Origin of the sequence: Solibacillus sp. FSL W7-1436, from assembly GCF_038007305.1 — a bacterium.
In the GTDB taxonomy this organism is placed as follows: domain Bacteria; phylum Bacillota; class Bacilli; order Bacillales_A; family Planococcaceae; genus Solibacillus.
This window is the reverse complement of the sequence record NZ_JBBOWV010000001.1, coordinates 3,398,319-3,419,480: the sequence shown is the minus strand read 5'-3', so window position 1 is coordinate 3,419,480 and position 21,162 is coordinate 3,398,319. Positions and strand designations below refer to the sequence as shown.

The following is a 21,162-nucleotide window of genomic DNA, read 5'->3' as shown; positions in this document are numbered from 1 at the left end:
ATGTCAGAACTAAAGAAGGGCGTCATTTTAGCAATCGGCGCCTATTTAATGTGGGGGATCATTCCCCTTTACTGGAAGCAGCTGCAGCATGTCGGCAGTGTAGAAATATTAGTGGGGCGCGTCATTTGGTCCTTTGTATTCACCGTTCTGTTTGTTTTGCTGATCCGTCAGTACAAACAGATGATAGCGGATATAAAAATGCTATGGAAAAATAAGAAACAGTTTTTTTTACTGTTCATAGCATCGGTCTTTGTTTCGCTCAACTGGGGAATTTTTATTTGGGCAGTAAACAATGGACATTTACTACAGACGAGTTTAGGTTACTATATTAACCCGCTTATATCCGTATTGTTCGGACTGATCTTTTTTAAAGAGAAAATTTCCCGGGCAACTGCGGTAGCCGTCATCATTGCGGCCATCGGGGTAGGGTACCAGGCGGTATTAGGAGGAACGATTCCTTGGGTATCACTGGCGCTTGCGCTGACATTTGCTTTTTACGGTGTCATTAAAAAGCAGATTCCGCTCGATGCGACACGCGGACTTGCAATCGAAACATTGTTTGTGTTACCGATTGCCGTTGCGATCTACATTTATTTAATGAATACGTCGGAAATTGCCTTTATGCATGTGGACTGGAAAACGAATCTATTGCTGATGGGCGGCGGGATTGTAACAGCCGTACCACTTGTCCTTTTTGCTAAAAGTGCACAAAAAATCCCGCTTTATCTATTGGGCTTTATTCAATTTTTGGCACCAACGATCAGCTTAATGCTCGGCATCTTCTTATACAAGGAGCCTTTTACACTGACAGAATTCATCACGTTCGTATGTATTTGGCTGGCGGTGTTCATCTTTTCGGCATCCAAAGTGCTTGAAGCGAGAAGACAGCATGCGACTTACAGTAAAGAGCATGAAGTGAAAGTATAATGAAGCAATCCATACAAAAAAACGACCATTTTGCACTTTGCAAATGGTCGTTTTTTTCTTCGATTTATCAACGGCTATCATAGTTGTTCCAATACGGAAGTAATAATATAGCCTCCGACATTATCACCGGAAACCTTGATATAATTGGATTCAAGTGTGTTAACGGATGTCTTGTTGCCGGTATAATGCACGAAATAGGTTGTATCGTCTAATTTCATTTTATAAAATTGCTTCTCTTTAAGATAAGCGATATATTCCTCCAAAACGAAGTCGTGCTGCTTCATCATCACGCTATGGGGCAAGCCTATGTATCGGAAGTGCCATGGTTCATACTCAATCCCCGTAATGTCTACTTTGTTTTCAGGGTAGCGCAGGATGTAGCCGAATTCCGATGCATTGTCCTCCATCCATTTCCCTTCTGCAACATTTTCCATTTTGCCCATAGTCGAACCGATATCAATCGATAAACCGGTCTGGTGTTCACTATAGCCGGCAGGCAGCGAGTAATCTGCACCATATTGTTCGAATAGCTGTTCCTGAAGTTTTCCGCTGCGATAGGCGCTATTAATAATGAAATGCTCAATTCCATCTTCCGCTGCCGCATCGAATAATTGCTTGAGAGGTGCAATAGCCTGTTCTTCAAGAAAATACTCTGAATTGACGATCACATTTTCAGCAATATCGGCAGGAATAGAGGCTAAATTGTCCGGCTCATCCTGTAATGCGATGTCCCGGTTAACAAGAACAAGATCCCCGCTGGAAACGGAATACGAGGCTAGTGAAAGCTGCTGAGGCAAGTCGGGAGCACCAGCTTGCTCCGTCGTAAAAATTTGTAGGCCAAGAAAGGCTAAAATAAGTATAAAAATAATCTTTTTCATTAAATAACGCTCCTTCAATCTAAGCATAGCAAATAAATCGGAATTTTGAAGCTTAAAATTGTGGAGATATTCCGAAGTACTATGAAAATCAGGTTGAGCTCCTTATAAATTATTTCCGTATGGAATTATAAACAAAAATAGAAACCGTCTCAAACAATAAAGTTAGGAGAGGTTTCTATAAATATTTTATAGCGTTTATTTGGCTAAGGGCGAAAATTCATTATCAGGGCATGTGTTTTGTTTATTTTCTACAATCATCCAAACTAACGTAATACTTGCTGCAATGATTACCATTAAAAATCCGTACAGGGGAGTATTGTCCAGTGTTTGATAATGTACAATTAAACCGCCGACATATGAACCGAGGAAAATCCCGATATTGAAAGCTGAAATATTTAAAGCGGAAGCCATTGCAGTAGCTGACGGTACATATTTTTCGGATAGCTGAACGGCATACAGTTGTAAGCCTGGCACATTCATAAACATAAACAGTCCCATTGCTAAAACCATTATGAGCCCAATTACTTTGGAATCAAAAGAGAAGTATACTCCAAGTAACGTTAAAGCAAGTCCAATAAAGAAGATGAATATCGCACGCAATGGATTCATATTTGCAAAATGGCCACCGATTGTATTACCGATTGCGACACAAATTCCGTATACAACTAATATTACGACAATTGCATGAGGGGAGTAGCCCATTTGATTTTCAAGAATAGGGGACACATATGTGTAAACAACAATTACGCCTCCGTAACCCATTGCTGTAATAAATAAAATTAACAGCATACGGAAATTGCTTAATACTTTTCCGATATCTTTTAATGACATTGGTTTACTTTTTGTTAAATTATTTGGTACAAGAAACGCATTGCAGATTAAACCAATTATGCCAATAACGACGATAAAGATGAATGATAGCCGCCAATCCGTTACTTGACCAATGAATGTTCCTAAAGGTACTCCACTGACAGTTGCCAAAGTTAATCCAGTAAACATAAAAGCGATGGCACTTGCCCGTTTGTTAGGTGCTACAACGTCAGCAGCAATTACCGCCGCAATCGACATAAATACACCATGGGCAAATGCAGAAATAATGCGTCCAATCAACACTGACGTAAATGTTGGTGCTATCGCTACCCACAAATTACCGACGATAAAAAGTACCATGACGAGCAACAGCACCTTTTTACGGTCAAGCCGGGATGTTAAAACCGTTAAAATTGGTGCTCCGATTGTAACGCCTAATGCATAGATTGATACTGTTAATCCTGCAGTACTTAAAGAGATACCAAACTCATTTGTGATGAGCGGGAGCAATCCAACGCTAATAAATTCTGTGGAACCGATACCAAACGAACTGATTGCTAACGCAAGGAGTGTTAATCTGGCGTTGGGTGTTTTTGATGTAGACATATTAAAAATAACTCCTTTGATTTATTTTACAGGGTATAGTATTATTCATACATACTATAAAAGCATGTACAGTACTTTTAGTTACTTTTGATAATACCGGGGGTTACAAAATGAAAAAAGTTTATAATATTGGTGTCGAAGCAACACTTGAAGTCATTGGTGGTAAATGGAAACCAGTCATTCTATGTCACCTTAACCACCATGGTCAAATACGGACGAATGAATTTCGCCGGTTAATTCCGGGCATTTCACAGAAAATGCTGACGTCCCAATTACGCGAACTTGAGCAATGCGGTTTAATTAATCGTAAGGTGTACAACCAAGTACCACCGAAAGTCGAATATTCTTTAACCCCATATGGACACGAGATGGAGCCGGTGCTCAACTTACTTTGTACGTGGGGCGAAAAACATATCGATAAATTGAAAGAGAATGGCGAAGAAGTCCTTCTTATGCAGCGAGATGATGATATTGCTGTACAAAAACTATCCTAATGTAAAGAATGAAAGCCTCAAGGTATTAAAAAATCTTGAGGCTTTCGTCTCTTCAAATCATCAATACAAATTAGAAATCAAAAACTTCCGGATCCGGACCAACACGTTTATCTAAATTCATCGCATTAATTAACTGCATTTCTTCATCAGTAAGATTAAAGTCAAAAATGTCGGCATTTTGCGCCATCCGCTCTTTTCGGACGGATTTAGGAATCGTGATTACTCCATTTTGAATATCCCAACGTAAAATAACTTGTGAATTTGATTTTCCATACTTTTCGGCAATGTTTGCAATCGTCTGATCTTCAAGTAGTCCGCCTTGCATTAATGGAGCCCAAGCCTCCAGTAGAATATTGTGCTCTTTGCAAAATGCCCGTAAAGATTGTTGTTGCAGACGCGGGTGAAACTCAACTTGGTTAATGACTGGTGTTACTCGAACGTTTTTCAGTAAATCCTGCAGATGTGAAATATTGAAATTGCAAACCCCGATTGCTCTGATCTTCCCTTCTTTGTAAAGATCCTCTAGGGCGGTCCAAGACTCGGCAAATTTCTTTTTGCCTGGCCAGTGAATCAAGTACAGATCCAAATAATCCAGCCCTAATTTTTCCAGACTCTCTTCGTAAGCAGAAACAGTGTCCTCATAATTCAAACCGGCATTCCATACTTTTGATGTGATGAATAAATCCTCTCTATTTAAACCTGTAGAAGCCAGTGCTGATTTAATGCCCTCGCCAACCCCCGTTTCATTGCCGTAAATAGCGGCTGTATCAATGCTACGGTAACCAAGCACAATCGCATTTTTAACGATTTCTGCTGTAGTATCGTTTTCCACCTGAAAGACGCCGAGGCCTAGAGCTGGCATTTCTACCCCATTATTTAATTTGATTGTATCTTGTAAACTAGTAATCATATTGATCCTCCAATTGAATAAGTATTTCGTTGCTTTTTTATTATGGATTCACATGAAAATTAAAAAAAGTACGCACTTTTTCGTTTCATAGCAACGTAGAGGTTCCTATTGAGTCAAATCAACCATTTTGAAGAGAAAGTTTTGCAGAAAAATATTATGGAGGGGGATAGGGGGAGGTAGGTGAATCACTTTTACTAGTAGAAGATTTTTGTTTTCTATCATTTAAATACCTGATTAACCTTTAATAATGATAAGAAAAAAACTATTTAAATACTTCCAATATTAAAAATATTGAAGGGAAATAATTATTAAAAAAAACTTAAAAATACGCTAAATACATAAAAATAAAATTATTTTAAATAATAAAATTACAGAATATTCTTGAATTAAGTTTTTCGGTCGTATATTTCCGTTTTCTAATTGTAACAAACCAATCTTTGTGCTATCGTTGCTTATTGAATGGTATGTGAAAGTTTTTACAATCGGTATGAAATTTTCGAAAAAAATAATATTAAGTGATGGCAAAGGAGAGTTATTATGTCAGAAATGAATAATCAGCAGGTAGAAAAAGTGGCTGTGACACAAGAACAATTAGATGTTTTAGATCAGTTACTAAAGCCAGAGGTACAAGCTTCATTAACTACTTTAGTAGATAACTTACCAAAGTTGGCTGAGATGACTACTTTATTAACAAAAACGTATGATTTCGCTACTAGTGTTGCAACTGACGAAACATTAAAAAATGATACAGTTGCTGCTGTAACAGAAATGGCCAGCCCAGTTGTCGGTACTGCTAAATCATTGGCACAAACAGCGATCGAAGCGAAAGACCGTGCTGAAGAAAGCAATGAAACAGTAGGCGTTTTCGGTTTATTAAAAATGTTGAAAGACCCACAGGTTCAAGGAGCATTACGCTTTGCCAACGCATTTTTACAAGTAGCATCTGAACGTAAACAAATGAAATAATTTGTACAATCTAATCTTATTGGAGGATTTTTAATATGGTAACTAAAGAAATCGTTATTTTAGGTGCTGGATTTGCTGGTGTACTAGCAGCACAAACAGCTCGTAAATACTTAAATAAAGACGAAGCGCGTATTACAGTTGTAAACCAATTCCCTACACATCAAATCATTACTGAATTACACCGTTTAGCTGGCGGAACAATTGCTGAAGGTGCCGTATCATTGCCACTTGAAAAGATTTTCAAAGGTTTTGACATCAACCTTGAAATCGCAAAAGTAAACAGCTTTGACGTAGAAAGCAAAAATGTAGCACTTTCAAACGGCAAAACTTTACAGTACGATACATTAGTTGTTGCTCTAGGAAGCCAAACTGGTTTCTTCGGAATCCCAGGCTTAGAGGAAAACTCTTTCGTATTGAAATCAGTTGATGAAGCAAATGCAATCCGCGAGCATATCGAAGCACGCATTAAAGCATATGCAACAACAAAAGACGAAGCAGATGCGACAATCGTTATCGGCGGTGGCGGTTTAACAGGTGTTGAGCTTGTTGGCGAGATCGTAGACCACTTCCCTAAAGTTGCTGCGAAATACGGTGTTAAATTTGAAGATCTTAAAATCAAATTAGTTGAAGCAGGTCCTAAAATCTTACCGGTATTCCCAGAAAACTTAATCGATCGTGCAACAGAGTCTTTATCGAAGCGCGGTGTAGAATTCATTACATCAACACCTGTTACTGGCGTTGAAGGCAATGTAATCCAATTAAAAGACCGTGAGCCAATTGTAGCTAACACATTAGTATGGACAGGCGGCGTTGCTCCACTTCCATTAGTAGCTGAATCAGGTTTAGCTGCAGATCGCGGTAAAGCAACAATCAATGACTTCCTGCAATCTACTTCACATCCTGAAGTATTCGTTATTGGTGATGCATCAGCACATATTCCAAACCCGGGTGACCGTCCAACTTATGCACCAACTGCTCAAGTAGCTTGGCAGCAAGGTGAAATTGCAGGTTACAACATTTTTGCACAAATTAAAGGTGCTGATTTGAAAGAATTCAAATTTACTAACTCAGGTACTTTAGGTTCTTTAGGCCGTAAAGACGGTATTGCTACAATTGGGGCAAACAATACTCAATTAGTTGGTTTACCGGCTTCATTAATGAAAGAAGCTTCAAATATCCGCTATATGACTCATATTAAAGCGTTATTTGGCCTAGCATATTAATTCTTACAAGACATATCCGAAAGTCACTTTCTTTCGGGTATGTCTTTTTATTTTTGCAAAAAACAACAAATTTTAACAAATAACTATTATAATGGTAGTAAATGACGTGGAAGAGGTGTAAACATGAAAGATTTTGAAACATCGAATTCATTATTTATTTTAAATGAGCAGCAGATCGAACAATTAAAACAGCTCGAGCATTTTGAGTATTTCTTCAATTTAATCCGCCATGACTTTGCACATTTATCTTTCGCAAAATACAGTGTAAGCGATGTTTGGGTTTACTTTTACTTTGATGAGGAGCCGGTCATCAATTCAGAGCATGCACTCATTTTTCTGCTTCGTCATTTTATATTGAATGAAGTGCTGATTAGTCCAAAATTCAAACGATTGAAAAAAGCAACGGTCGGGTCGTTTACGAATGCTTTAATGGCAGCGGTAATGACCGTCAATCTGTTTTTGGATTATTTGCGTGAAGTACATGAAACATTACCGAAAGAACAATATGATCTATATATGAAATTTGAAAACAGCTCGAAGCAATTATTCAATGACCGCTTCTATGAATACGAACATTACCCCAAAAAACTCGTCCAAATCGAAACAACAATTATCAAAAGTTTGCGGGATTACCTGGCAGACAACGAAACGAAATATGCTGACAGTAAACATAAAGTCATTCGTTTTATGGACCAATTTTCAATTATTAAACGAGAGCTTTACGAACCGTTATCTTTGAAAAATTAGGAGGTGGATATAACGATGGGGAAGCAACTTAAGTCATTGCAGCTTGATCAATATCGTTCACAAACATTTTCATCAATCGATGCACATTATGAGGCGTATACAGCAATGTTTGAATCATTAGTAAAAGAGGGAAATATCGAAAAGGTGAATGCCTTTCTTCGATTTGATAGTGAGCCTTTTATTTTATCCAATAGCAATTTGAAGATTTTGCAATTGTTATTGGACGCAGAACAGCATATCAAAGAAAATCTTAAAGGATGTTTGGCAAGTCTCTATTTAGTAATAGGACATTGCTATTATTTCAGTATTGAATTTGAACAGGCAAGGAAATTCTACCAGCTAGCGAGCAGTTTGGCGTTGGAAGATGAAGATTATTCCCTGCTGTCAATTGCAATGAATAATTATTATGCAACTCAAATGGATGAATTACCGAAAGATATCTTTTGGGATATTAGCAAGATTCCAGCTGTTTTTCTAAAGATGGGGAATCCGGAAGATCAAAGGTTCATGCTCGTCCGTTTCATCCCTCATATTGAATTGTCTCTGCAGATTGGCAAAGTGGAGTATGCGGAAAAGTTATTTAATGATTATTTTGAAGAGTACCCGTTTGAAAAGTTTTCCCGCATCGATTTGCATGTCCGGGTCCTAAGGGGGAAAATTTTATTTAAAAACGGCCGCTATGAATGTGCAATAGAAGTACTGCATGAGGTGCTCCTGCTTTGTATGAAAGCCAATAGCCATAAGGATTTAGTGCAAGAGTGCTATAAATATATTACCAAATCCTATAAGCTGATAAATGAAGAAACGCTTCTAAAAAAGATGGAGCAATATCAAGCGCGTTTTTACCGCAAAATTGAAACAGATAAACGCTATATGGAAAAATATATTAAAACGTCAACAGCCAACGAATTTGAATTGGATACTCGTTTTATATCGCCATTACAGCAGTTTCGGCTAGCGGGTACATATCTATTAAACTCGATAAAAGATACAGGATATACGCTCGTGCTAGTTGATTGTAAAGTGGTGGATACTGAAAAAGAGAAGCTCAATGAAATTATCCATTTAATTAATGAAGAAATGATGAAAGAAATGAAAGAGGTCATCATTACAAGTACGCGACTTGATGAATCGACAATCGGCTATATTATTCAGCTATCTGAAGAATGTACCGATACATTATGTGCAAAGGTTTTCTATAAAATCCGTGAACAGTACCCGAAAAACAAGAGTGCGCTGGAGGCCATCTATTTTGCATCGGTAAATAATAAGGAAAACAATTTACCGAGCTACCAAAAGTGCCTCGATTTAGCATATGCCTATATTTATTATGAGATTTATAAATAGGAATGAACTGTAAAATGCGAAATATTCTAAAAATTACTTTCGCATTTGAATGACTAGCATTAAAATAAAAGTAGTACATCAAGGAGGTAATGCCATGTTAGTAAAACAAAGATATGTAAAGAAAAAAGATGTAAGTTATGTGAAAGAGACGGATCCTATCAAAGACGTCCTCGGTCAGTTAAATGACAACGGTTACAGATGTATCCCGGTATTGGATGAAGCAGGTGAAAAATTCGTCGGAAATATTTATAAAGTCGAAGTGCTCGAATATAAATTAAAAGAAGGCGACATGAAAGCACCTGTTAAAGCACTAACTCAGGAAGCGGATGCATTCGTCCACGAAAACAGTTCATTTTTTGAAGTGTTCCATTCAATCAAACAATTGCCTTACTTGGCGGTTGTTGATACGAAAGGGAACTTTGCCGGCATTTTACCTCATTCAAAAGTATTTGAGCTGCTGGAAGAGGCGTGGGGCTACCGTACAGGAAGCTGTGCCATTACAATTGCATTGCCGGACACGGACGGCATTTTAATTAGAGTTCTGACTGCGGTCAAAAAAGTATGGCCGCTGCATTGTGTGTTCTCTCTTGATGATGATACGACTTATTTACGCCGAGTGATTATTACTCTGGCAAAAGGCGCGAAACAATCGACAGTGGACGAGCTGGAAGCAGCCATCTTAAAACAGGGTGCCCGTATTATTGATTTAGAAGTATTTGATAAAGAAAATTTTTAGTCGTAAAGCGTTTCGTTCAATAGAGCGAATCGCTTTTTTACTGCGATATTAAAAATTTCATATTAAATTTTGGGGCTCCTCATCAAAACATGGGGCTGCCATTTCGAATCAAGTTTTGAACTTGTCATCCCCAACTTATGACCCGATTTTTTGTAACCTTATATCAATAGTTAAAGCATGTCTATAATGTTCGTTTTCAGCAAACGGATTCGAAGCTATAATCAATTTTCCGACGTCAAAAATTAGAGATTGTTCCTTCATTGCAAATACCTCGAAGAAATCTACACAATAGTATTTAAACCCATCATCTTCTTTATAGCACCAAACTTCATCGGCTTTTAATGGATGAAGCCCTCTCTCATATAGAAAATTTACTACAAACTCATTTAGCATAATCTTTACCGCATAAAACACGCATTCCTGACAATCGCAATGGCTGGTAGATCCAACAGGTGGTCTATTTTTATAAAGTTGTTCATTGAGTTGTTTAACGTCCAAAGAGCAATCACTTCCTCTCCAAGCATGAATGATTAGTTTACTATAAATGATAGTTGATAGAAAAACATTTCTCAATGATTCAAGTAATTTTATTGTGTACTAATACAGAAATCACGAAATTTAAGAGGGTTTTGCCGATTTATATCGAAATGTATGTAGAAAGGGGATTTGCTGAAAGGAGAACACGAATGTTTATCCAAATAAATGAAGAAAAAATTGAATTTACAAAAGTAGAGATAATTGTACTAGAACAGGGAATTACTGACCTATTTGAGGGTTTTGATAAAAAGACGCTCGGCGAACTAACAAAGCAAAAGAAATATGAGCATTTAAAAGACTTTGTAAATGAACAAACACACTTACAGGACATGCCGGCCGGGTCAGCAATTAAAGCGCTGAAAAAAGAGGGGAATCATTCTTACAGGCAGTTTTTGAATAATTACGGAGATCTGACATACTCCCGTTTTATCGTGAGCGGTGATGAGGATTTGTTGAAACAACGGGGCGTTTATACAATTATTGCAAATAATGAACTCAAATTTTGCGGTGTATGTGCACGAACATTTAAAGAGCGCTTTAATCAGCATATCGGCAATATCTATGCAAAAGGCTGCTATCGGGATGGAACGTCTACCCACTGCCATGTAAACGCGAAAATAACACAGCTTTTGCCGGTAAGCGATGTTCATTTTGCCATCTATCCGATGGAAAATGAAAAAGCGATGAATAAGCTGAAGAATGCCATTGTGAAACGCTTCGAACCTGAATGGAATTTACGTTCCAACAGAGAAGCTTTCGAATTAACTTCCTCATTTTAATAAGATCTGCCTTTCATCTGACATGATAAAGGCAGATTTTTTCATTTTACTACATATTTCCGGTTTCATATTCGACAAAAAGTGGGAATAGTAAGTGAAAAAAGTAGGTGATGATCATGCAGGCAGCACTAAAACATTACAGGCAAACACACAGCGAATATAAATGGCTGCATTTTTTGGCGGCTGTCGTATTGGTATTTACTTCCGTATTCTGGTTTGTACTTCCGTACTTCATGATTAATTACGGGAAATATACGACAAACGTTTTCCAGCAATCTTTGCTGTTGATTGCCTTGTTTACAGTACCATCCATCGTTGTAACATTGCATTGCTGGTTTATTAACTTTAAAGCAGCACTTCGATGGAAAAAAAGCTTTCCTAAGGAATGTGTATGGCGCTGGTCGCTAAAGTTCCAGCTAATCACGTTTTCAATAGTCGTTCTGTTTACCTCAGTTATTTATTCCAGTCTGTTTATTATTGATATGATTCGATAATGAAATGACCCTTCCTTTCTCAAATGTGCTAAAGTGCCTTTCCATCTTTAAAGAAGATACAATTATTTTCAAATACTGATACGCGGCACTTTTGCACATTTATCTTTCATATTACCCGCCAAACACTGACAAAAAATATTCATTTAAAAAAGCAAGTAAAGTATGGGGAAATTTGGTACGATGAAGGTATCAATGTTAAGGAGAATGAAGCAGCATGAATACAGATTTAAATATCCTTTTAGCGTTCGGTGCCGGGTTTTTAAGCTTTATTTCACCATGTACGCTACCGCTCTATCCTGCATTTTTATCCTACATAACCGGTATGACACTCGATGAGCTGAAAACCGAAAAAGGAATGATGCAAAAACGCGCAATTTTACATACTTTATTTTTCCTGCTTGGGTTTTCGATTATATTTATCGCCATAGGATTTGGAACATCTTTGGCAAAAGATTTCTTTTTCCAGTACCAGGATTTACTGCGTCAAGTCGGCGCTATTTTAATTGTCGCATTCGGTTTAATGATTGTCGGTCTACTGCAGATTGACTTTTTAATGAAAGACCGCAAGTTTCAGTTCAAAAACCGGCCATCCGGTTATTTCGGTTCGGTGCTGATCGGTCTAGCTTTTGCAGCGGGCTGGACACCTTGTACCGGTCCGATACTTGCCGCGATTATTACACTTGGCGGAACGAATCCCGATTCGGCAATGTTGTACATGCTGGCCTATTACTTAGGCTTTGCCATCCCGTTCTTTACACTGTCATTCTTCATTTCACGAATGAACTGGATTCGCACGCATAGCCAGAAAATCATTGTTGTCGGCGGCTATATTATGATCACGGTCGGCATTTTACTGTTCTTTGACGGACTGACTTACATTATTAATCTTCTCTTGCCGATATTCGATGGTTTTAAAGGATTCTAACAGTTCCCTGCTTATTAAGACCGTGCTATACTAAGGAAAGTAAGAAAAGCGAAAAAGTGTGCATGATCAATCATGATAATTTTACATTCGTTCATGCAAGAGGAGGAATATGATGTTCGACAGTATACCTTCTCACTATTTATTAATTGGTTCGACGATTATGGCTGTCATAATGGGCTCTTTTGTAATGTTCATAAGACTGCGTGCACAAAAAAAGCCGGTATCCGCGAAAAAAATACTTATCCCGCCTTTTGCGATGTCAACAGGCGCGCTGATGTTTATTTTTGAGGACTTCCGAGTTGCGCCAATTCAAATAGTAGAAGCGGCCGCACTAGGCTTGTTATTTTCAACAGTATTAATCTTAACGTCGAAGTTCGAAGTGCGAGACGGCGCAATTTATATGAAGCAATCTAAAGCATTTCCATTCATATTAGTGGGATTATTAGTACTACGTATTATTTTAAAATTAATATTTGCCGATACATTCGATGTCGGTGAACTTGCCGGCATGTTCTTCATCCTGGCGTTCTCGATGATTTTGCCGTGGCGAATCGGTATGCTTATCAAATATAAGAAGCTTGAAAAATCGCATATTGTTGCATAGAAAAGACTGTCTCTAAAAGTTTTATACTTTTAGAGACAGTCTTTTGTCTTCTATGCCTCGAACAAATGGTCATAATTCGTCGTATCAATTTTCATTTCATCGAGTTTTTTTCGTAAAAATTTATGATCGCGCTTTGGCGAAGCAATAATATAGCCGCGAATAATTAGGTCCAGATCGATTTTTGAGGCACGCTCATTCAGTGCAATTTCACCGATTTTACCGGCAATCTTTTCTTTGGCAACTTGGCGGAATAGCTCTGGTACAGGACTGACAAGCTCGGTAAGTAATTGTTTTTCATCTTCACCCCAAAGATGAATCGTTTTATCTAAGTATATGTTTTGCCAATCTAGATCCGATTTTCCGTCCTGTTTCGGCAGGGCCTTCAAAAACTTGCGGAACATAAAAAAGCCGCCGATCCCCATAAGCGAAATCAATACTACAACCCAAAATAAAATAAACCATAAAAACCAGCCATCTAAGCCCACAATGTTCACCTCATCACTAAATATTGTCTATGAAATTCCTTCTACTAAACTACTGGTGATAAACCTCATTAATGTCTATTATATAGGGTTTTGTAAAATTTTTCATCGTCCTTGTCCCTTTTTTCGGAAAATCATGACATATATAGGGCAAGGAGGTGATAAACATGAACGAATTCGGATTTTTAAATTCAACGTTAACGGTATTCTATCAGACAGGCCTTGATGAGTTTAATGAGCCGGTCATTAAAAGTTCCACGTTCCGTAACCTGGAACGAAATGCGACAGCTCAGCAGCTTTATACTGTTGCCACTACAATCGTCGGCTTAACAGATTACGGTTATGTCGAATCTGTGAAAACGCAGAAAGACACGATTACAGCTTAAAACAATATTAGCGAAGAAATGGAGGTGATAATATGGCACAAGTTTTACAACTAACATTTGCCAACATTGCAGGGAAGACGATGACGATCAATATCAATGACCCGAAGCCGAATTTGACGGAGGCTGAAGTGAATGCGGCGATGCAGACAATTATTGATCAGGCGGTGTTTTCAAAGGACGGTCTTTTGTTCAATGTGAAAAAATCAGCGCGCGTCGTAGAACGTAATGTAACAGAAATCGAACTGAACAGCTAATAGCAAGGCCGGTAAAGTGTGATGCTTTGCCGGCTTTTTGAAATGTAAAAAAGGAGGGATTTTAATGGATCAGTGGATTGCGATTCTTCAGGAAGTAACTTTTCCGATCTTTATATCGTTTTACTTGCTGTATCGGATTGAAACAAAACTCGAAGCAATTCATACTGCACTCGTATCATTACATCATCCCGGAGACCGGACATGAGGAATTCTTCACAATGTTGACAAACATCCTTTCTGCCGATAACTATTGAGAATATACTAAATATTGGGTAAGATGAGAGTAATGTTCAAAGAGTGGAGAGAGAGAAATGAAAACGAAAAAAATAGTATTCGCACTTATGCTCTTGGCAGCAACTGTTCTAACAGCATGCAGCAATTATCAGTTTAAACCGACGACCAACTTTGAGATTGGCGGGTTTACAATGACCGATCACCGAAACAATGAAGTGACACTGGAAAGCTTAAAAGGGGAACCATGGCTGGCAATGTTCATCTTCACAAGCTGTACAACTATTTGCTCGCCGATGACAATGAATATGACCCGGGTACAGGACCATCTGGAGAAAAAAGGGCTGGAAGATTATAAAATTGTCGCATTTTCAGTAGACCCGGACTATGATACACCGGAGCGTTTGACGGAATATTTATCACGCCATACACCCGTAGATGAATCAAAATGGCATATGCTGACAGGATACGATCAAAAATTTATCGAACAGTTTGGCAGAAACTCTTTTAAAACACCCGTCCAGTCAATTGAAGGAAACGATCAGGTTATCCACGCTGATACATTTTTCCTCGTGGATGAAAAAGGAATCGCCGTGAAAAACTATTCAGGTTATGGCACAGGGGAAGACGGTGTTCCATATGAAACGATTGCGAGTGATATGGAAGCACTCATCGACGAACGTTTAAATTAATAGGGAAAATTGAGATTAACTTGCGAAAAAAGTGTAGCTGCTTTTGAGCAAGTTTTTTTATGGGGGGAGAACCATTTAATAAATTACGGATTTTCTAATAAAAGGGCAAGAGGTGCTAAAATCAGTCCCGAATTGGCTAATAAGTACGTCATCTAGTCTAAAATCTCCTGCCATAGTGCTAAAATAAATGAATTTCTTCTAATAAAAGCACTCATTAAAAAAGTGCGAAAAGCCGCTATTCCAACCGTTCGCACCATCATCCATATCCTGTTAAAAAGTCCCTTTAAATTTCTCTGGCTTTACAACATAGCCCTCAATAATAAACCCGCAATCGGTACAAATGATATATTCGATATTGCTTCCCAAACTCATTTTATTAACAGGTGCCATGACACTGTACCCGCTATGTTTGCCTCTGCCTAAATCCGTGCTACCGCATTTTGGACACTCTTTTTTATTTGCAATGTTAGTCATTTCCATCACCCTTTCACAAGATTTACTCCGCTACAACTTCAGATTCCGGAAGCTTTTCATCATTCTTTTCCTGTATTCGGTTCGTATATTTTTGTACAATGACATTGATGTAAAAGAACATTCCCATTACAATTCCGGAGAATACCCAACTTGCTGCTCGTTTATAAATCAGCATATCACCATAGCTGTCAATTCCGTATTTTCGTAGCAAAAAGACTGTAATTCCCGCCATGACAAGCCCTCGAATTATGAATACAATCTGAATGAGCTGAAACCATCCAAAAATCCCTTTTTGAAAAAATAATGCCTTGCTGTCCTTTCGTGCATAGCCCTGCAAATAAGCAAAATCAACTGCAACATACAAAGGAAAAGGTTTTTTTATAATCAATAAAATGATATAGAAAAATGTATAAATAAGACCTAAATAAACATTGTTCCAAATCATTTGTTCCGCGGAACCCGACAACAGATCAACCGTTGTACCTATAAGCATCGAACCTAAAATAAACAAGCCCGTCACATTGAATTGCCGATCTTTTGCAAAGCGGTAAACCGTATAAATGATTCCGGGAACAGTGGACAGCAGCATTGCGGCATAGTCACCAAAAGGCTCTCGTCCAAATTTCCATATCGCATATGGTAAAGCTGCATAAAACAATAGTTCCAGAAAGATAAAGTATTTATTCGACTGTGAATTATTCGCCATAAAAGCCTCCATTATCATTAACGCTTAATGATTCTTTATAGGGTGTAAAAGGTGTTTTGAGTATTTATATTACTGAAGATTATCCGACACTATATTGCTGATTTTAATAACTTGAAAGAAGCTATCAAGCAAATAATGAGATTTTAACGGATAATTTCTAATCATAGTACAGCCCGCAATTTACTCCTTTCTTTTTTATGTAATATTCTGTATATTATTCTACGGATTTCCTTTTGCAAAGTTTCAAATTTTTTTAATTTTATAGACGTCAGAGGTAAAAAGGTTGATGGAATAAAAAGTGAGTAGGGGCTAAAATACTATTAGCTTTTTAATGTATTTATGTTACAATAATTTTCAAATAAAATAATTTCCTTCGGGGTCGGGTGAAATTCCCAATCGACGGTGATGAGTTTATCTCTAAGCCCGTGAGCCACTTTTTGTGTGCAGGATTTTGGTGCAAATCCAAAGCCGACAGTTATAGTCTGGATGGGAGAAGGAATAGCAGCACATTTTTAAAAGTTGATTTTAAATGTGATTTTTTGCTATACACTTTTCCTGTCGCGCCTTGTGACGGGATTTTTTTATTTCCACTGAAAATAATATTTTCCTTCGGGGTCGGGTGAAATTCCCAATCGACGGTGATGAGTTTATCTCTAAGCCCGTGAGCCACTTTGTGTGCAGGATTTGGTGCGAGTCCAAAGCCGACAGTTATAGTCTGGATGGGAGAAGGAAGCAATGTCAGCAGTTTTTTGAAAAATACATTCAAAAAGCTTATTTGATGATGCTCAATTTTCCTCTCATCGAACTCCGACTTCAATCGGGGTTCTTTTTTATTATTAAAAAGAGGTGAGCAGGATGTTTACAGGAATCATTGAAGAACTTGGTACGGTTGAATCGATCAGCCAGTCCACACAAGCGATGGAACTAGCCATTCGCGCAAGCAAAATTTTAGAGGATGTCCAACTCGGGGACAGCATTGCCGTTAATGGTGTCTGTCTGACAGTGAAGCAATTCTCAAAAGCAGTATTTTTGGCAGATGTGATGCCGGAAACCGTCAAAGCAACGAGTCTCCAGCAATTAGCGGCAGGTATGCCTGTCAATCTGGAACGGGCAATGTCGGCAAATGGTCGTTTCGGCGGACATATTGTTTCAGGTCATGTTGATGGAACTGCAACAATTCAGCGTAAGAGACCTGTCGCAAATGCAGTTTATATTGATCTGGCAATGGAAAAGCATCTGATTGCAGAATGTATTAAAAAGGGCTCCATTACAGTTGACGGCACGAGTTTAACCATTTTTGATGTAACAGACACATTCATTACCATTTCCTTAATCCCGCATACGTATGATCAGACTGTATTAGGCTATAAAAAGCCGGGAGATGTTGTGAACATTGAAACAGATTTAATCGGAAAATATGTAAAAAAACATTTACAAAATCAAACGGAAAGTACGATTACGATGGACTTTTTGCAACGTACAGGATTTTAAAGGAGTGGTGACAAATGAATACAATTGAAGAAGCAATTCAGGCATTGAAAAACGGCGAGATTATCATTGTGTCAGATGACGAAAACCGTGAAAATGAAGGAGATTTTCTAGTTTTAGGAGAATTCGCTACACCGGAAAATGTTAATTTCATGGCACTTTACGGAAGAGGATTGATTTGTACGCCCATTTCTTCTGCAATTGCAGAAAGGCTTTCTCTTCATCCAATGGTGCAAAGCAATACCGATACATATCAAACGGCTTTTACGATTAGTATCGATCATATCGAGACAACAACAGGTATAAGTGCATATGAGCGTTCTAAAACGATGCTGGCATTACTGGACCCAGCAACAGAACCGGAGCATTTTCATCGCCCGGGCCATGTATTCCCGCTTATTGCTAAACAGGGAGGCGTGGTGGAACGCCGCGGACATACGGAAGCAGGCGTTGATCTGGCGAAGCTATGCGGTTCGAATGAAGTCGCAGTCATCTGTGAAATTATGAACGAAGACGGTTCAATGGCCCGCATGCCGCAGCTCGAAATGCTTGCACAAAAACATAACCTGAAATTTATTACAATCGAAGACTTAGTTCAATATATAAAATTAACTGCCGTATCGGTATAAAAAGGAGCAATTAAAATGGGAAAAACATTTGAAGCACAATTAGTGGGAACAGATTTAAAAATCGGAATTGTCGTTGGACGATTCAATGAATTCATTAACGATAAATTATTAAGCGGTGCAATTGACGGCTTAAAACGTCACGGTGTAGACGAAGCAAACATCGATACAGCATGGGTGCCGGGTGCTTTTGAAGTACCGTTTGTAGCGAAAAAAATGGCTGAAACAAATAATTATGATGCAGTTATCGGATTAGGTACGGTCATTCGCGGGTCTACAACACATTATGATTATGTATGCAATGAGGCAGCAAAGGGAATTGCAAAAGCCGGCTTGGATACAGGAGTACCGGTAATTTTCGGGATTGTCACAACTGAAAATATCGAACAGGCAATCGAGCGTGCTGGTACGAAAGCAGGCAACAAAGGCTACGACAGTGCAATGTCTGCGATTGAAATGGCAAACTTGAATAAAATGTTCTAATAAAGTTAGCGTACGCCACCCCAAAACATTGGGGTGGTTTTTTCCTTATCAGGGTAGTGGTAGCTGAAATGGTATTCTGATCCTAATTAATTATTTACAAACATTCCCTTATATTCTATTGTTAGGACAGACAGAGAAGGAGGGAGAGCGATGGCAGAAATCGTACGAAGAATAAGACCAGGGCAGTATTGGCGCCTCAAGGAACATGAAAGCTGGTTTTCGGATATGTCCGAGCAGGGGCTGCATTTTTATGAAATGGGCATATGTTTTGCAAAGTTTAAAAAAGGTGATCGCAAACGGATGGATTACCGGCTTGAACTGGCAAAAAGCAAAGATATATCAAATGAAAAAATTAGGTTATTTGAAGATAGCGGATGGGACTATATTGCGAGTGACCGTCATTTCCACGTATTTGCGGCACCGACTGATTCTAAAGTAAATGAACCCCCAATAGACCGGGAAGAGCAAATCTCAATAGCAAAAAAAGTTTTTAACAAAACATTAATTAATTTTATAATTAGTTTAATGGCAATTATTGTTATCACTGCGGTCATCGTCAAAACGATAGGAAACGGTAAAATCTCTGTTTTGCAGCTGATAGATGGATATACACTTACCCCACTGTTACTATTATTCCTTAATTTTATACAAATACTCCCGATAGGTAGAAGCTTGTTTGGAATCAATCGTTTGCGGAAGGAACTTAAAGACGGGATATTAGACGATCAACAAAAACCATGGGAAAATTTTTACCGTTCAAATATTGTGTCCACAGTCATAGTATTAGTCATAACATTAACTCTTGTGTTTATACCGGTATCCCAATTAGTGAGCATGAAAACAAAGCCATTACCGGAAGAAGATACAGGCTTGCCGATCATCCTTCTTTCTTCAATTGAAAATCAGCCGCATCTTAAAAGGAAAACATTTCAATTCTATGGTGAAGATTTGGGAAGCTCCTACTCATCCCAGTGGAATATTTTTGCTTCTGTCCAATACGATTCAACAGAATGGGGCGTTATTCAGGAAGGGGAATGGCACGATCCAAATAATGCCTATCAACCAAAAATCGAATCGGAAGTTTATAAGCTGCGCTTCCATTCTCATGTCAGCTCATTAGTTGATGAGTTGATCATCAAGCATACATATGGAAGTGAACCTGCAAGTTTTGTAGAAAGAGAACACACAGCTTTCGATCGTCTGCTGATTCGCAATGATACTTCTGATAAAGAGTTTCTCTTTGTAAAGGACCGTGCCTTAATGTATATCAATTACAGTGGCGAGGTAGAAGAAGGGGTAATCATCGAGAAAGCGGCTGAGAAAATGGCATTGCTTGCAGATGATTGAAGGAATTGAATATCTAATAAACTTTTAAATCATCTAATAACGATTGTACATTTTCTAATAAGTTGCAGGTTTTCTAATATATGAGACGTTTGTTCTAATAACTCTCTTAAATGTTCAAATAAAAATACTGTAAGTGCTAATAAACCGTTGAAGTTTTCTAATAAATCCGAAGTTCTTCTAATAAAGTCCGTCGCCGCTTACTGAACTTCTCCGGAATGCATATTGGTGACACTACAACTGCAATCCGTTTAACTTAAAATTCCCCTAGCTTCATTCTGATGAACATGTTAACATATTTAAAAATTCAGAAAATGAAGGTGAGTAAATGGAGAATCTTTTGTTCTTTGTCATTGCGTGTATCCTGTTGATTGTATTGCCGGGTCCTGATACAGCGATTGTTACGAAAAATACAGTTGTTAATGGGCAAAAAGGCGGTTTCCAAACGATGGTCGGGTCTTGTGCGGGGTTAACGGTCCATACCATTGCAGCGGTTGCCGGGCTGTCGGCGATTATCGTAAAATCCGCCTTGGCATTTACGGTGCTGAAGTATGTGGGAGCGGCCTATTTATGCTATTTAGGTATTAGAACATTGCTGAGCATGCGTGCAAAAAAAGCGGAAATGGAAGACTTGGCGGATATTGCGGAAGTTGAAGCAAAAGGCAATTCCTATTTTAAACAGGGCCTTATTACAAATATCACAAACCCTAAAGTAGCGGTATTTTTCCTGACGTTTTTACCGCAATTCCTTTCAAAAGGCGCAGAACCGTTTTGGCCGTTTTTGACGATGGGCATCATTTACATTGTTTTAACTTTTGTCTGGTTTGCGCTCTATGTATTTTTATTGAACAAAATCCGCAATTTCATGAAAAAACCTGCTACACAGTCGGTAATCGAATCCTTGACTGGAGCGGTACTCATCGGTTTTGGCATTAAACTGGCATTGGAAAAACAATCATAATTGAGCACATTGCGAGATTCCTGAATACATTGCTGCTACATCGCAACCGCCA

General features: G+C 38.3%; 27 protein-coding genes and 2 riboswitches. Of the genes, 20 read left to right on the top strand and 7 right to left on the bottom strand.

The window, feature by feature from the left end:
* Entirely contained in the window at positions 1 to 927 is a 927-nt protein-coding gene (gene rarD / locus MKX73_RS16900) for an EamA family transporter RarD (RefSeq protein ID WP_340718456.1), read from the top strand.
* 77 nt (positions 928 to 1,004) lie between these two features.
* Here the strand turns inward: rarD and MKX73_RS16895 are convergent, their stop codons facing one another.
* On the bottom strand, positions 1,005 to 1,805 hold the full coding sequence (locus tag MKX73_RS16895; RefSeq protein ID WP_340718455.1) for a M15 family metallopeptidase: 801 nt from the start codon (positions 1,803 to 1,805) through the stop codon (positions 1,005 to 1,007).
* 195 nt (positions 1,806 to 2,000) lie between these two features.
* Positions 2,001 to 3,221, bottom strand: a complete 1,221-nt coding sequence (locus tag MKX73_RS16890; protein ID WP_340718454.1) for an MFS transporter — start codon at positions 3,219 to 3,221, stop codon at positions 2,001 to 2,003.
* 110 nt (positions 3,222 to 3,331) lie between these two features.
* Here MKX73_RS16890 and MKX73_RS16885 point away from each other — a divergent pair, with 110 nt between their 5' ends.
* On the top strand, positions 3,332 to 3,715 hold the full coding sequence (locus MKX73_RS16885) for a winged helix-turn-helix transcriptional regulator (protein WP_079527035.1): 384 nt from the start codon (positions 3,332 to 3,334) through the stop codon (positions 3,713 to 3,715).
* A 70-nt stretch (positions 3,716 to 3,785) separates the two neighbouring features.
* On the opposite strand, the gene MKX73_RS16880 is transcribed toward MKX73_RS16885, so the two are convergent.
* On the bottom strand, positions 3,786 to 4,625 hold the full coding sequence (locus MKX73_RS16880) for an aldo/keto reductase (RefSeq protein ID WP_340718453.1): 840 nt from the start codon (positions 4,623 to 4,625) through the stop codon (positions 3,786 to 3,788).
* 537 nt (positions 4,626 to 5,162) lie between these two features.
* On the opposite strand from MKX73_RS16880, the gene MKX73_RS16875 reads away from it, so the two are divergent.
* From MKX73_RS16875 to cbpA, 5 genes are all read left to right on the top strand, one after another.
* The gene (locus MKX73_RS16875) at positions 5,163 to 5,591 is read left to right on the top strand and encodes a DUF1641 domain-containing protein (RefSeq protein WP_079527031.1); all 429 of its coding nucleotides are present in this window, start codon (positions 5,163 to 5,165) and stop codon (positions 5,589 to 5,591) included.
* Positions 5,592 to 5,626: 35 nt separating this feature from the next.
* Entirely contained in the window at positions 5,627 to 6,814 is a 1,188-nt protein-coding gene (locus MKX73_RS16870; protein WP_340718452.1) for an NAD(P)/FAD-dependent oxidoreductase, read from the top strand.
* 123 nt (positions 6,815 to 6,937) lie between these two features.
* A complete protein-coding gene (locus MKX73_RS16865) occupies positions 6,938 to 7,561 on the top strand; it encodes a serine protease (RefSeq protein ID WP_340718451.1) in 624 nt (207 codons plus the stop codon).
* Between the two features lie 15 nt (positions 7,562 to 7,576).
* Positions 7,577 to 8,908 (top strand): dehydrogenase, encoded by a 1,332-nt coding sequence (locus MKX73_RS16860; RefSeq protein ID WP_340718450.1) that lies wholly within the window; start codon positions 7,577 to 7,579, stop codon positions 8,906 to 8,908.
* A gap of 94 nt (positions 8,909 to 9,002) precedes the next feature.
* A complete protein-coding gene (gene cbpA, locus MKX73_RS16855; RefSeq protein WP_340718449.1) occupies positions 9,003 to 9,644 on the top strand; it encodes a cyclic di-AMP binding protein CbpA in 642 nt (213 codons plus the stop codon).
* 135 nt (positions 9,645 to 9,779) lie between these two features.
* Here cbpA and MKX73_RS16850 read toward each other — a convergent pair whose 3' ends face one another.
* Positions 9,780 to 10,142: a hypothetical protein gene (locus MKX73_RS16850; RefSeq protein WP_340718448.1), complete on the bottom strand. Its 363-nt coding sequence runs from the start codon at positions 10,140 to 10,142 to the stop codon at positions 9,780 to 9,782.
* A gap of 188 nt (positions 10,143 to 10,330) precedes the next feature.
* On the opposite strand from MKX73_RS16850, the gene MKX73_RS16845 reads away from it, so the two are divergent.
* From MKX73_RS16845 to MKX73_RS16830, 4 genes are all read left to right on the top strand, one after another.
* Positions 10,331 to 10,960, top strand: coding sequence for a hypothetical protein (locus MKX73_RS16845; protein ID WP_340718447.1), 630 nt, complete (start codon positions 10,331 to 10,333; stop codon positions 10,958 to 10,960).
* A 116-nt stretch (positions 10,961 to 11,076) separates the two neighbouring features.
* Complete coding sequence (locus MKX73_RS16840; protein WP_340718446.1) at positions 11,077 to 11,454, top strand: hypothetical protein; 378 nt, start codon at positions 11,077 to 11,079, stop codon at positions 11,452 to 11,454.
* Positions 11,455 to 11,668: 214 nt separating this feature from the next.
* Entirely contained in the window at positions 11,669 to 12,379 is a 711-nt protein-coding gene (locus MKX73_RS16835; RefSeq protein WP_340718445.1) for a cytochrome c biogenesis CcdA family protein, read from the top strand.
* A gap of 112 nt (positions 12,380 to 12,491) precedes the next feature.
* The gene (locus MKX73_RS16830; protein ID WP_340718926.1) at positions 12,492 to 12,983 is read left to right on the top strand and encodes a CcdC family protein; all 492 of its coding nucleotides are present in this window, start codon (positions 12,492 to 12,494) and stop codon (positions 12,981 to 12,983) included.
* A gap of 50 nt (positions 12,984 to 13,033) precedes the next feature.
* Here the strand turns inward: MKX73_RS16830 and MKX73_RS16825 are convergent, their stop codons facing one another.
* Positions 13,034 to 13,468, bottom strand: coding sequence for a DUF2621 domain-containing protein (locus MKX73_RS16825; protein WP_413078878.1), 435 nt, complete (start codon positions 13,466 to 13,468; stop codon positions 13,034 to 13,036).
* Positions 13,469 to 13,632: 164 nt separating this feature from the next.
* Here MKX73_RS16825 and MKX73_RS16820 point away from each other — a divergent pair, with 164 nt between their 5' ends.
* The 4 genes from MKX73_RS16820 (at position 13,633) to MKX73_RS16805 (ending at position 15,028) form a co-directional block, all read left to right on the top strand.
* Complete coding sequence (locus tag MKX73_RS16820) at positions 13,633 to 13,851, top strand: DUF1659 domain-containing protein (RefSeq protein ID WP_340718443.1); 219 nt, start codon at positions 13,633 to 13,635, stop codon at positions 13,849 to 13,851.
* Between the two features lie 32 nt (positions 13,852 to 13,883).
* Complete coding sequence (locus MKX73_RS16815) at positions 13,884 to 14,105, top strand: DUF2922 domain-containing protein (RefSeq protein ID WP_340718442.1); 222 nt, start codon at positions 13,884 to 13,886, stop codon at positions 14,103 to 14,105.
* Positions 14,106 to 14,169: 64 nt separating this feature from the next.
* A complete protein-coding gene (locus MKX73_RS16810; protein ID WP_340718441.1) occupies positions 14,170 to 14,310 on the top strand; it encodes a YvrJ family protein in 141 nt (46 codons plus the stop codon).
* Positions 14,311 to 14,416: 106 nt separating this feature from the next.
* Positions 14,417 to 15,028, top strand: coding sequence for an SCO family protein (locus MKX73_RS16805; RefSeq protein WP_340718440.1), 612 nt, complete (start codon positions 14,417 to 14,419; stop codon positions 15,026 to 15,028).
* 270 nt (positions 15,029 to 15,298) lie between these two features.
* Here the strand turns inward: MKX73_RS16805 and MKX73_RS16800 are convergent, their stop codons facing one another.
* Positions 15,299 to 15,502, bottom strand: coding sequence for a transcription initiation factor TFIIIB (locus MKX73_RS16800; protein WP_340718439.1), 204 nt, complete (start codon positions 15,500 to 15,502; stop codon positions 15,299 to 15,301).
* 22 nt (positions 15,503 to 15,524) lie between these two features.
* Entirely contained in the window at positions 15,525 to 16,208 is a 684-nt protein-coding gene (locus MKX73_RS16795) for a VC0807 family protein (RefSeq protein WP_340718438.1), read from the bottom strand.
* 365 nt (positions 16,209 to 16,573) lie between these two features.
* Positions 16,574 to 16,710, top strand: a riboswitch (FMN riboswitch).
* Between the two features lie 99 nt (positions 16,711 to 16,809).
* Positions 16,810 to 16,943, top strand: a riboswitch (FMN riboswitch).
* A gap of 120 nt (positions 16,944 to 17,063) precedes the next feature.
* Here MKX73_RS16795 and ribE point away from each other — a divergent pair.
* The 5 genes from ribE (at position 17,064) to MKX73_RS16770 (ending at position 21,110) form a co-directional block, all read left to right on the top strand.
* Positions 17,064 to 17,699, top strand: a complete 636-nt coding sequence (ribE, locus tag MKX73_RS16790; RefSeq protein ID WP_340718437.1) for a riboflavin synthase — start codon at positions 17,064 to 17,066, stop codon at positions 17,697 to 17,699.
* Positions 17,700 to 17,713: 14 nt separating this feature from the next.
* Positions 17,714 to 18,325, top strand: a complete 612-nt coding sequence (gene ribB / locus MKX73_RS16785; RefSeq protein WP_340718436.1) for a 3,4-dihydroxy-2-butanone-4-phosphate synthase — start codon at positions 17,714 to 17,716, stop codon at positions 18,323 to 18,325.
* 15 nt (positions 18,326 to 18,340) lie between these two features.
* On the top strand, positions 18,341 to 18,805 hold the full coding sequence (gene ribH, locus MKX73_RS16780) for a 6,7-dimethyl-8-ribityllumazine synthase (protein ID WP_079526989.1): 465 nt from the start codon (positions 18,341 to 18,343) through the stop codon (positions 18,803 to 18,805).
* A 150-nt stretch (positions 18,806 to 18,955) separates the two neighbouring features.
* Positions 18,956 to 20,152: a DUF2812 domain-containing protein gene (locus MKX73_RS16775; protein WP_340718435.1), complete on the top strand. Its 1,197-nt coding sequence runs from the start codon at positions 18,956 to 18,958 to the stop codon at positions 20,150 to 20,152.
* 325 nt (positions 20,153 to 20,477) lie between these two features.
* Positions 20,478 to 21,110: a LysE family translocator gene (locus tag MKX73_RS16770; protein WP_340718434.1), complete on the top strand. Its 633-nt coding sequence runs from the start codon at positions 20,478 to 20,480 to the stop codon at positions 21,108 to 21,110.
* The last annotated feature ends 52 nt before the right edge of the window (positions 21,111 to 21,162 follow it).

What these genes read in the sequence shown, in the direction of transcription:
- rarD (WP_340718456.1), top strand. Translation starts at nt 1, where the DNA reads ATGTCAGAACTAAAGAAGGGCGTCATTTTAGCAATCGGCGCCTATTTA.
- MKX73_RS16895 (WP_340718455.1), bottom strand. Translation starts at nt 1,805, where the DNA reads ATGAAAAAGATTATTTTTATACTTATTTTAGCCTTTCTTGGCCTACAA.
- MKX73_RS16890 (WP_340718454.1), bottom strand. Translation starts at nt 3,221, where the DNA reads ATGTCTACATCAAAAACACCCAACGCCAGATTAACACTCCTTGCGTTA.
- MKX73_RS16885 (WP_079527035.1), top strand. Translation starts at nt 3,332, where the DNA reads ATGAAAAAAGTTTATAATATTGGTGTCGAAGCAACACTTGAAGTCATT.
- MKX73_RS16880 (WP_340718453.1), bottom strand. Translation starts at nt 4,625, where the DNA reads ATGATTACTAGTTTACAAGATACAATCAAATTAAATAATGGGGTAGAA.
- MKX73_RS16875 (WP_079527031.1), top strand. Translation starts at nt 5,163, where the DNA reads ATGTCAGAAATGAATAATCAGCAGGTAGAAAAAGTGGCTGTGACACAA.
- MKX73_RS16870 (WP_340718452.1), top strand. Translation starts at nt 5,627, where the DNA reads ATGGTAACTAAAGAAATCGTTATTTTAGGTGCTGGATTTGCTGGTGTA.
- MKX73_RS16865 (WP_340718451.1), top strand. Translation starts at nt 6,938, where the DNA reads ATGAAAGATTTTGAAACATCGAATTCATTATTTATTTTAAATGAGCAG.
- MKX73_RS16860 (WP_340718450.1), top strand. Translation starts at nt 7,577, where the DNA reads ATGGGGAAGCAACTTAAGTCATTGCAGCTTGATCAATATCGTTCACAA.
- cbpA (WP_340718449.1), top strand. Translation starts at nt 9,003, where the DNA reads ATGTTAGTAAAACAAAGATATGTAAAGAAAAAAGATGTAAGTTATGTG.
- MKX73_RS16845 (WP_340718447.1), top strand. Translation starts at nt 10,331, where the DNA reads ATGTTTATCCAAATAAATGAAGAAAAAATTGAATTTACAAAAGTAGAG.
- MKX73_RS16840 (WP_340718446.1), top strand. Translation starts at nt 11,077, where the DNA reads ATGCAGGCAGCACTAAAACATTACAGGCAAACACACAGCGAATATAAA.
- MKX73_RS16835 (WP_340718445.1), top strand. Translation starts at nt 11,669, where the DNA reads ATGAATACAGATTTAAATATCCTTTTAGCGTTCGGTGCCGGGTTTTTA.
- MKX73_RS16830 (WP_340718926.1), top strand. Translation starts at nt 12,492, where the DNA reads ATGTTCGACAGTATACCTTCTCACTATTTATTAATTGGTTCGACGATT.
- MKX73_RS16820 (WP_340718443.1), top strand. Translation starts at nt 13,633, where the DNA reads ATGAACGAATTCGGATTTTTAAATTCAACGTTAACGGTATTCTATCAG.
- MKX73_RS16815 (WP_340718442.1), top strand. Translation starts at nt 13,884, where the DNA reads ATGGCACAAGTTTTACAACTAACATTTGCCAACATTGCAGGGAAGACG.
- MKX73_RS16810 (WP_340718441.1), top strand. Translation starts at nt 14,170, where the DNA reads ATGGATCAGTGGATTGCGATTCTTCAGGAAGTAACTTTTCCGATCTTT.
- MKX73_RS16805 (WP_340718440.1), top strand. Translation starts at nt 14,417, where the DNA reads ATGAAAACGAAAAAAATAGTATTCGCACTTATGCTCTTGGCAGCAACT.
- MKX73_RS16800 (WP_340718439.1), bottom strand. Translation starts at nt 15,502, where the DNA reads ATGACTAACATTGCAAATAAAAAAGAGTGTCCAAAATGCGGTAGCACG.
- MKX73_RS16795 (WP_340718438.1), bottom strand. Translation starts at nt 16,208, where the DNA reads ATGGCGAATAATTCACAGTCGAATAAATACTTTATCTTTCTGGAACTA.
- ribE (WP_340718437.1), top strand. Translation starts at nt 17,064, where the DNA reads ATGTTTACAGGAATCATTGAAGAACTTGGTACGGTTGAATCGATCAGC.
- ribB (WP_340718436.1), top strand. Translation starts at nt 17,714, where the DNA reads ATGAATACAATTGAAGAAGCAATTCAGGCATTGAAAAACGGCGAGATT.
- ribH (WP_079526989.1), top strand. Translation starts at nt 18,341, where the DNA reads ATGGGAAAAACATTTGAAGCACAATTAGTGGGAACAGATTTAAAAATC.
- MKX73_RS16775 (WP_340718435.1), top strand. Translation starts at nt 18,956, where the DNA reads ATGGCAGAAATCGTACGAAGAATAAGACCAGGGCAGTATTGGCGCCTC.
- MKX73_RS16770 (WP_340718434.1), top strand. Translation starts at nt 20,478, where the DNA reads ATGGAGAATCTTTTGTTCTTTGTCATTGCGTGTATCCTGTTGATTGTA.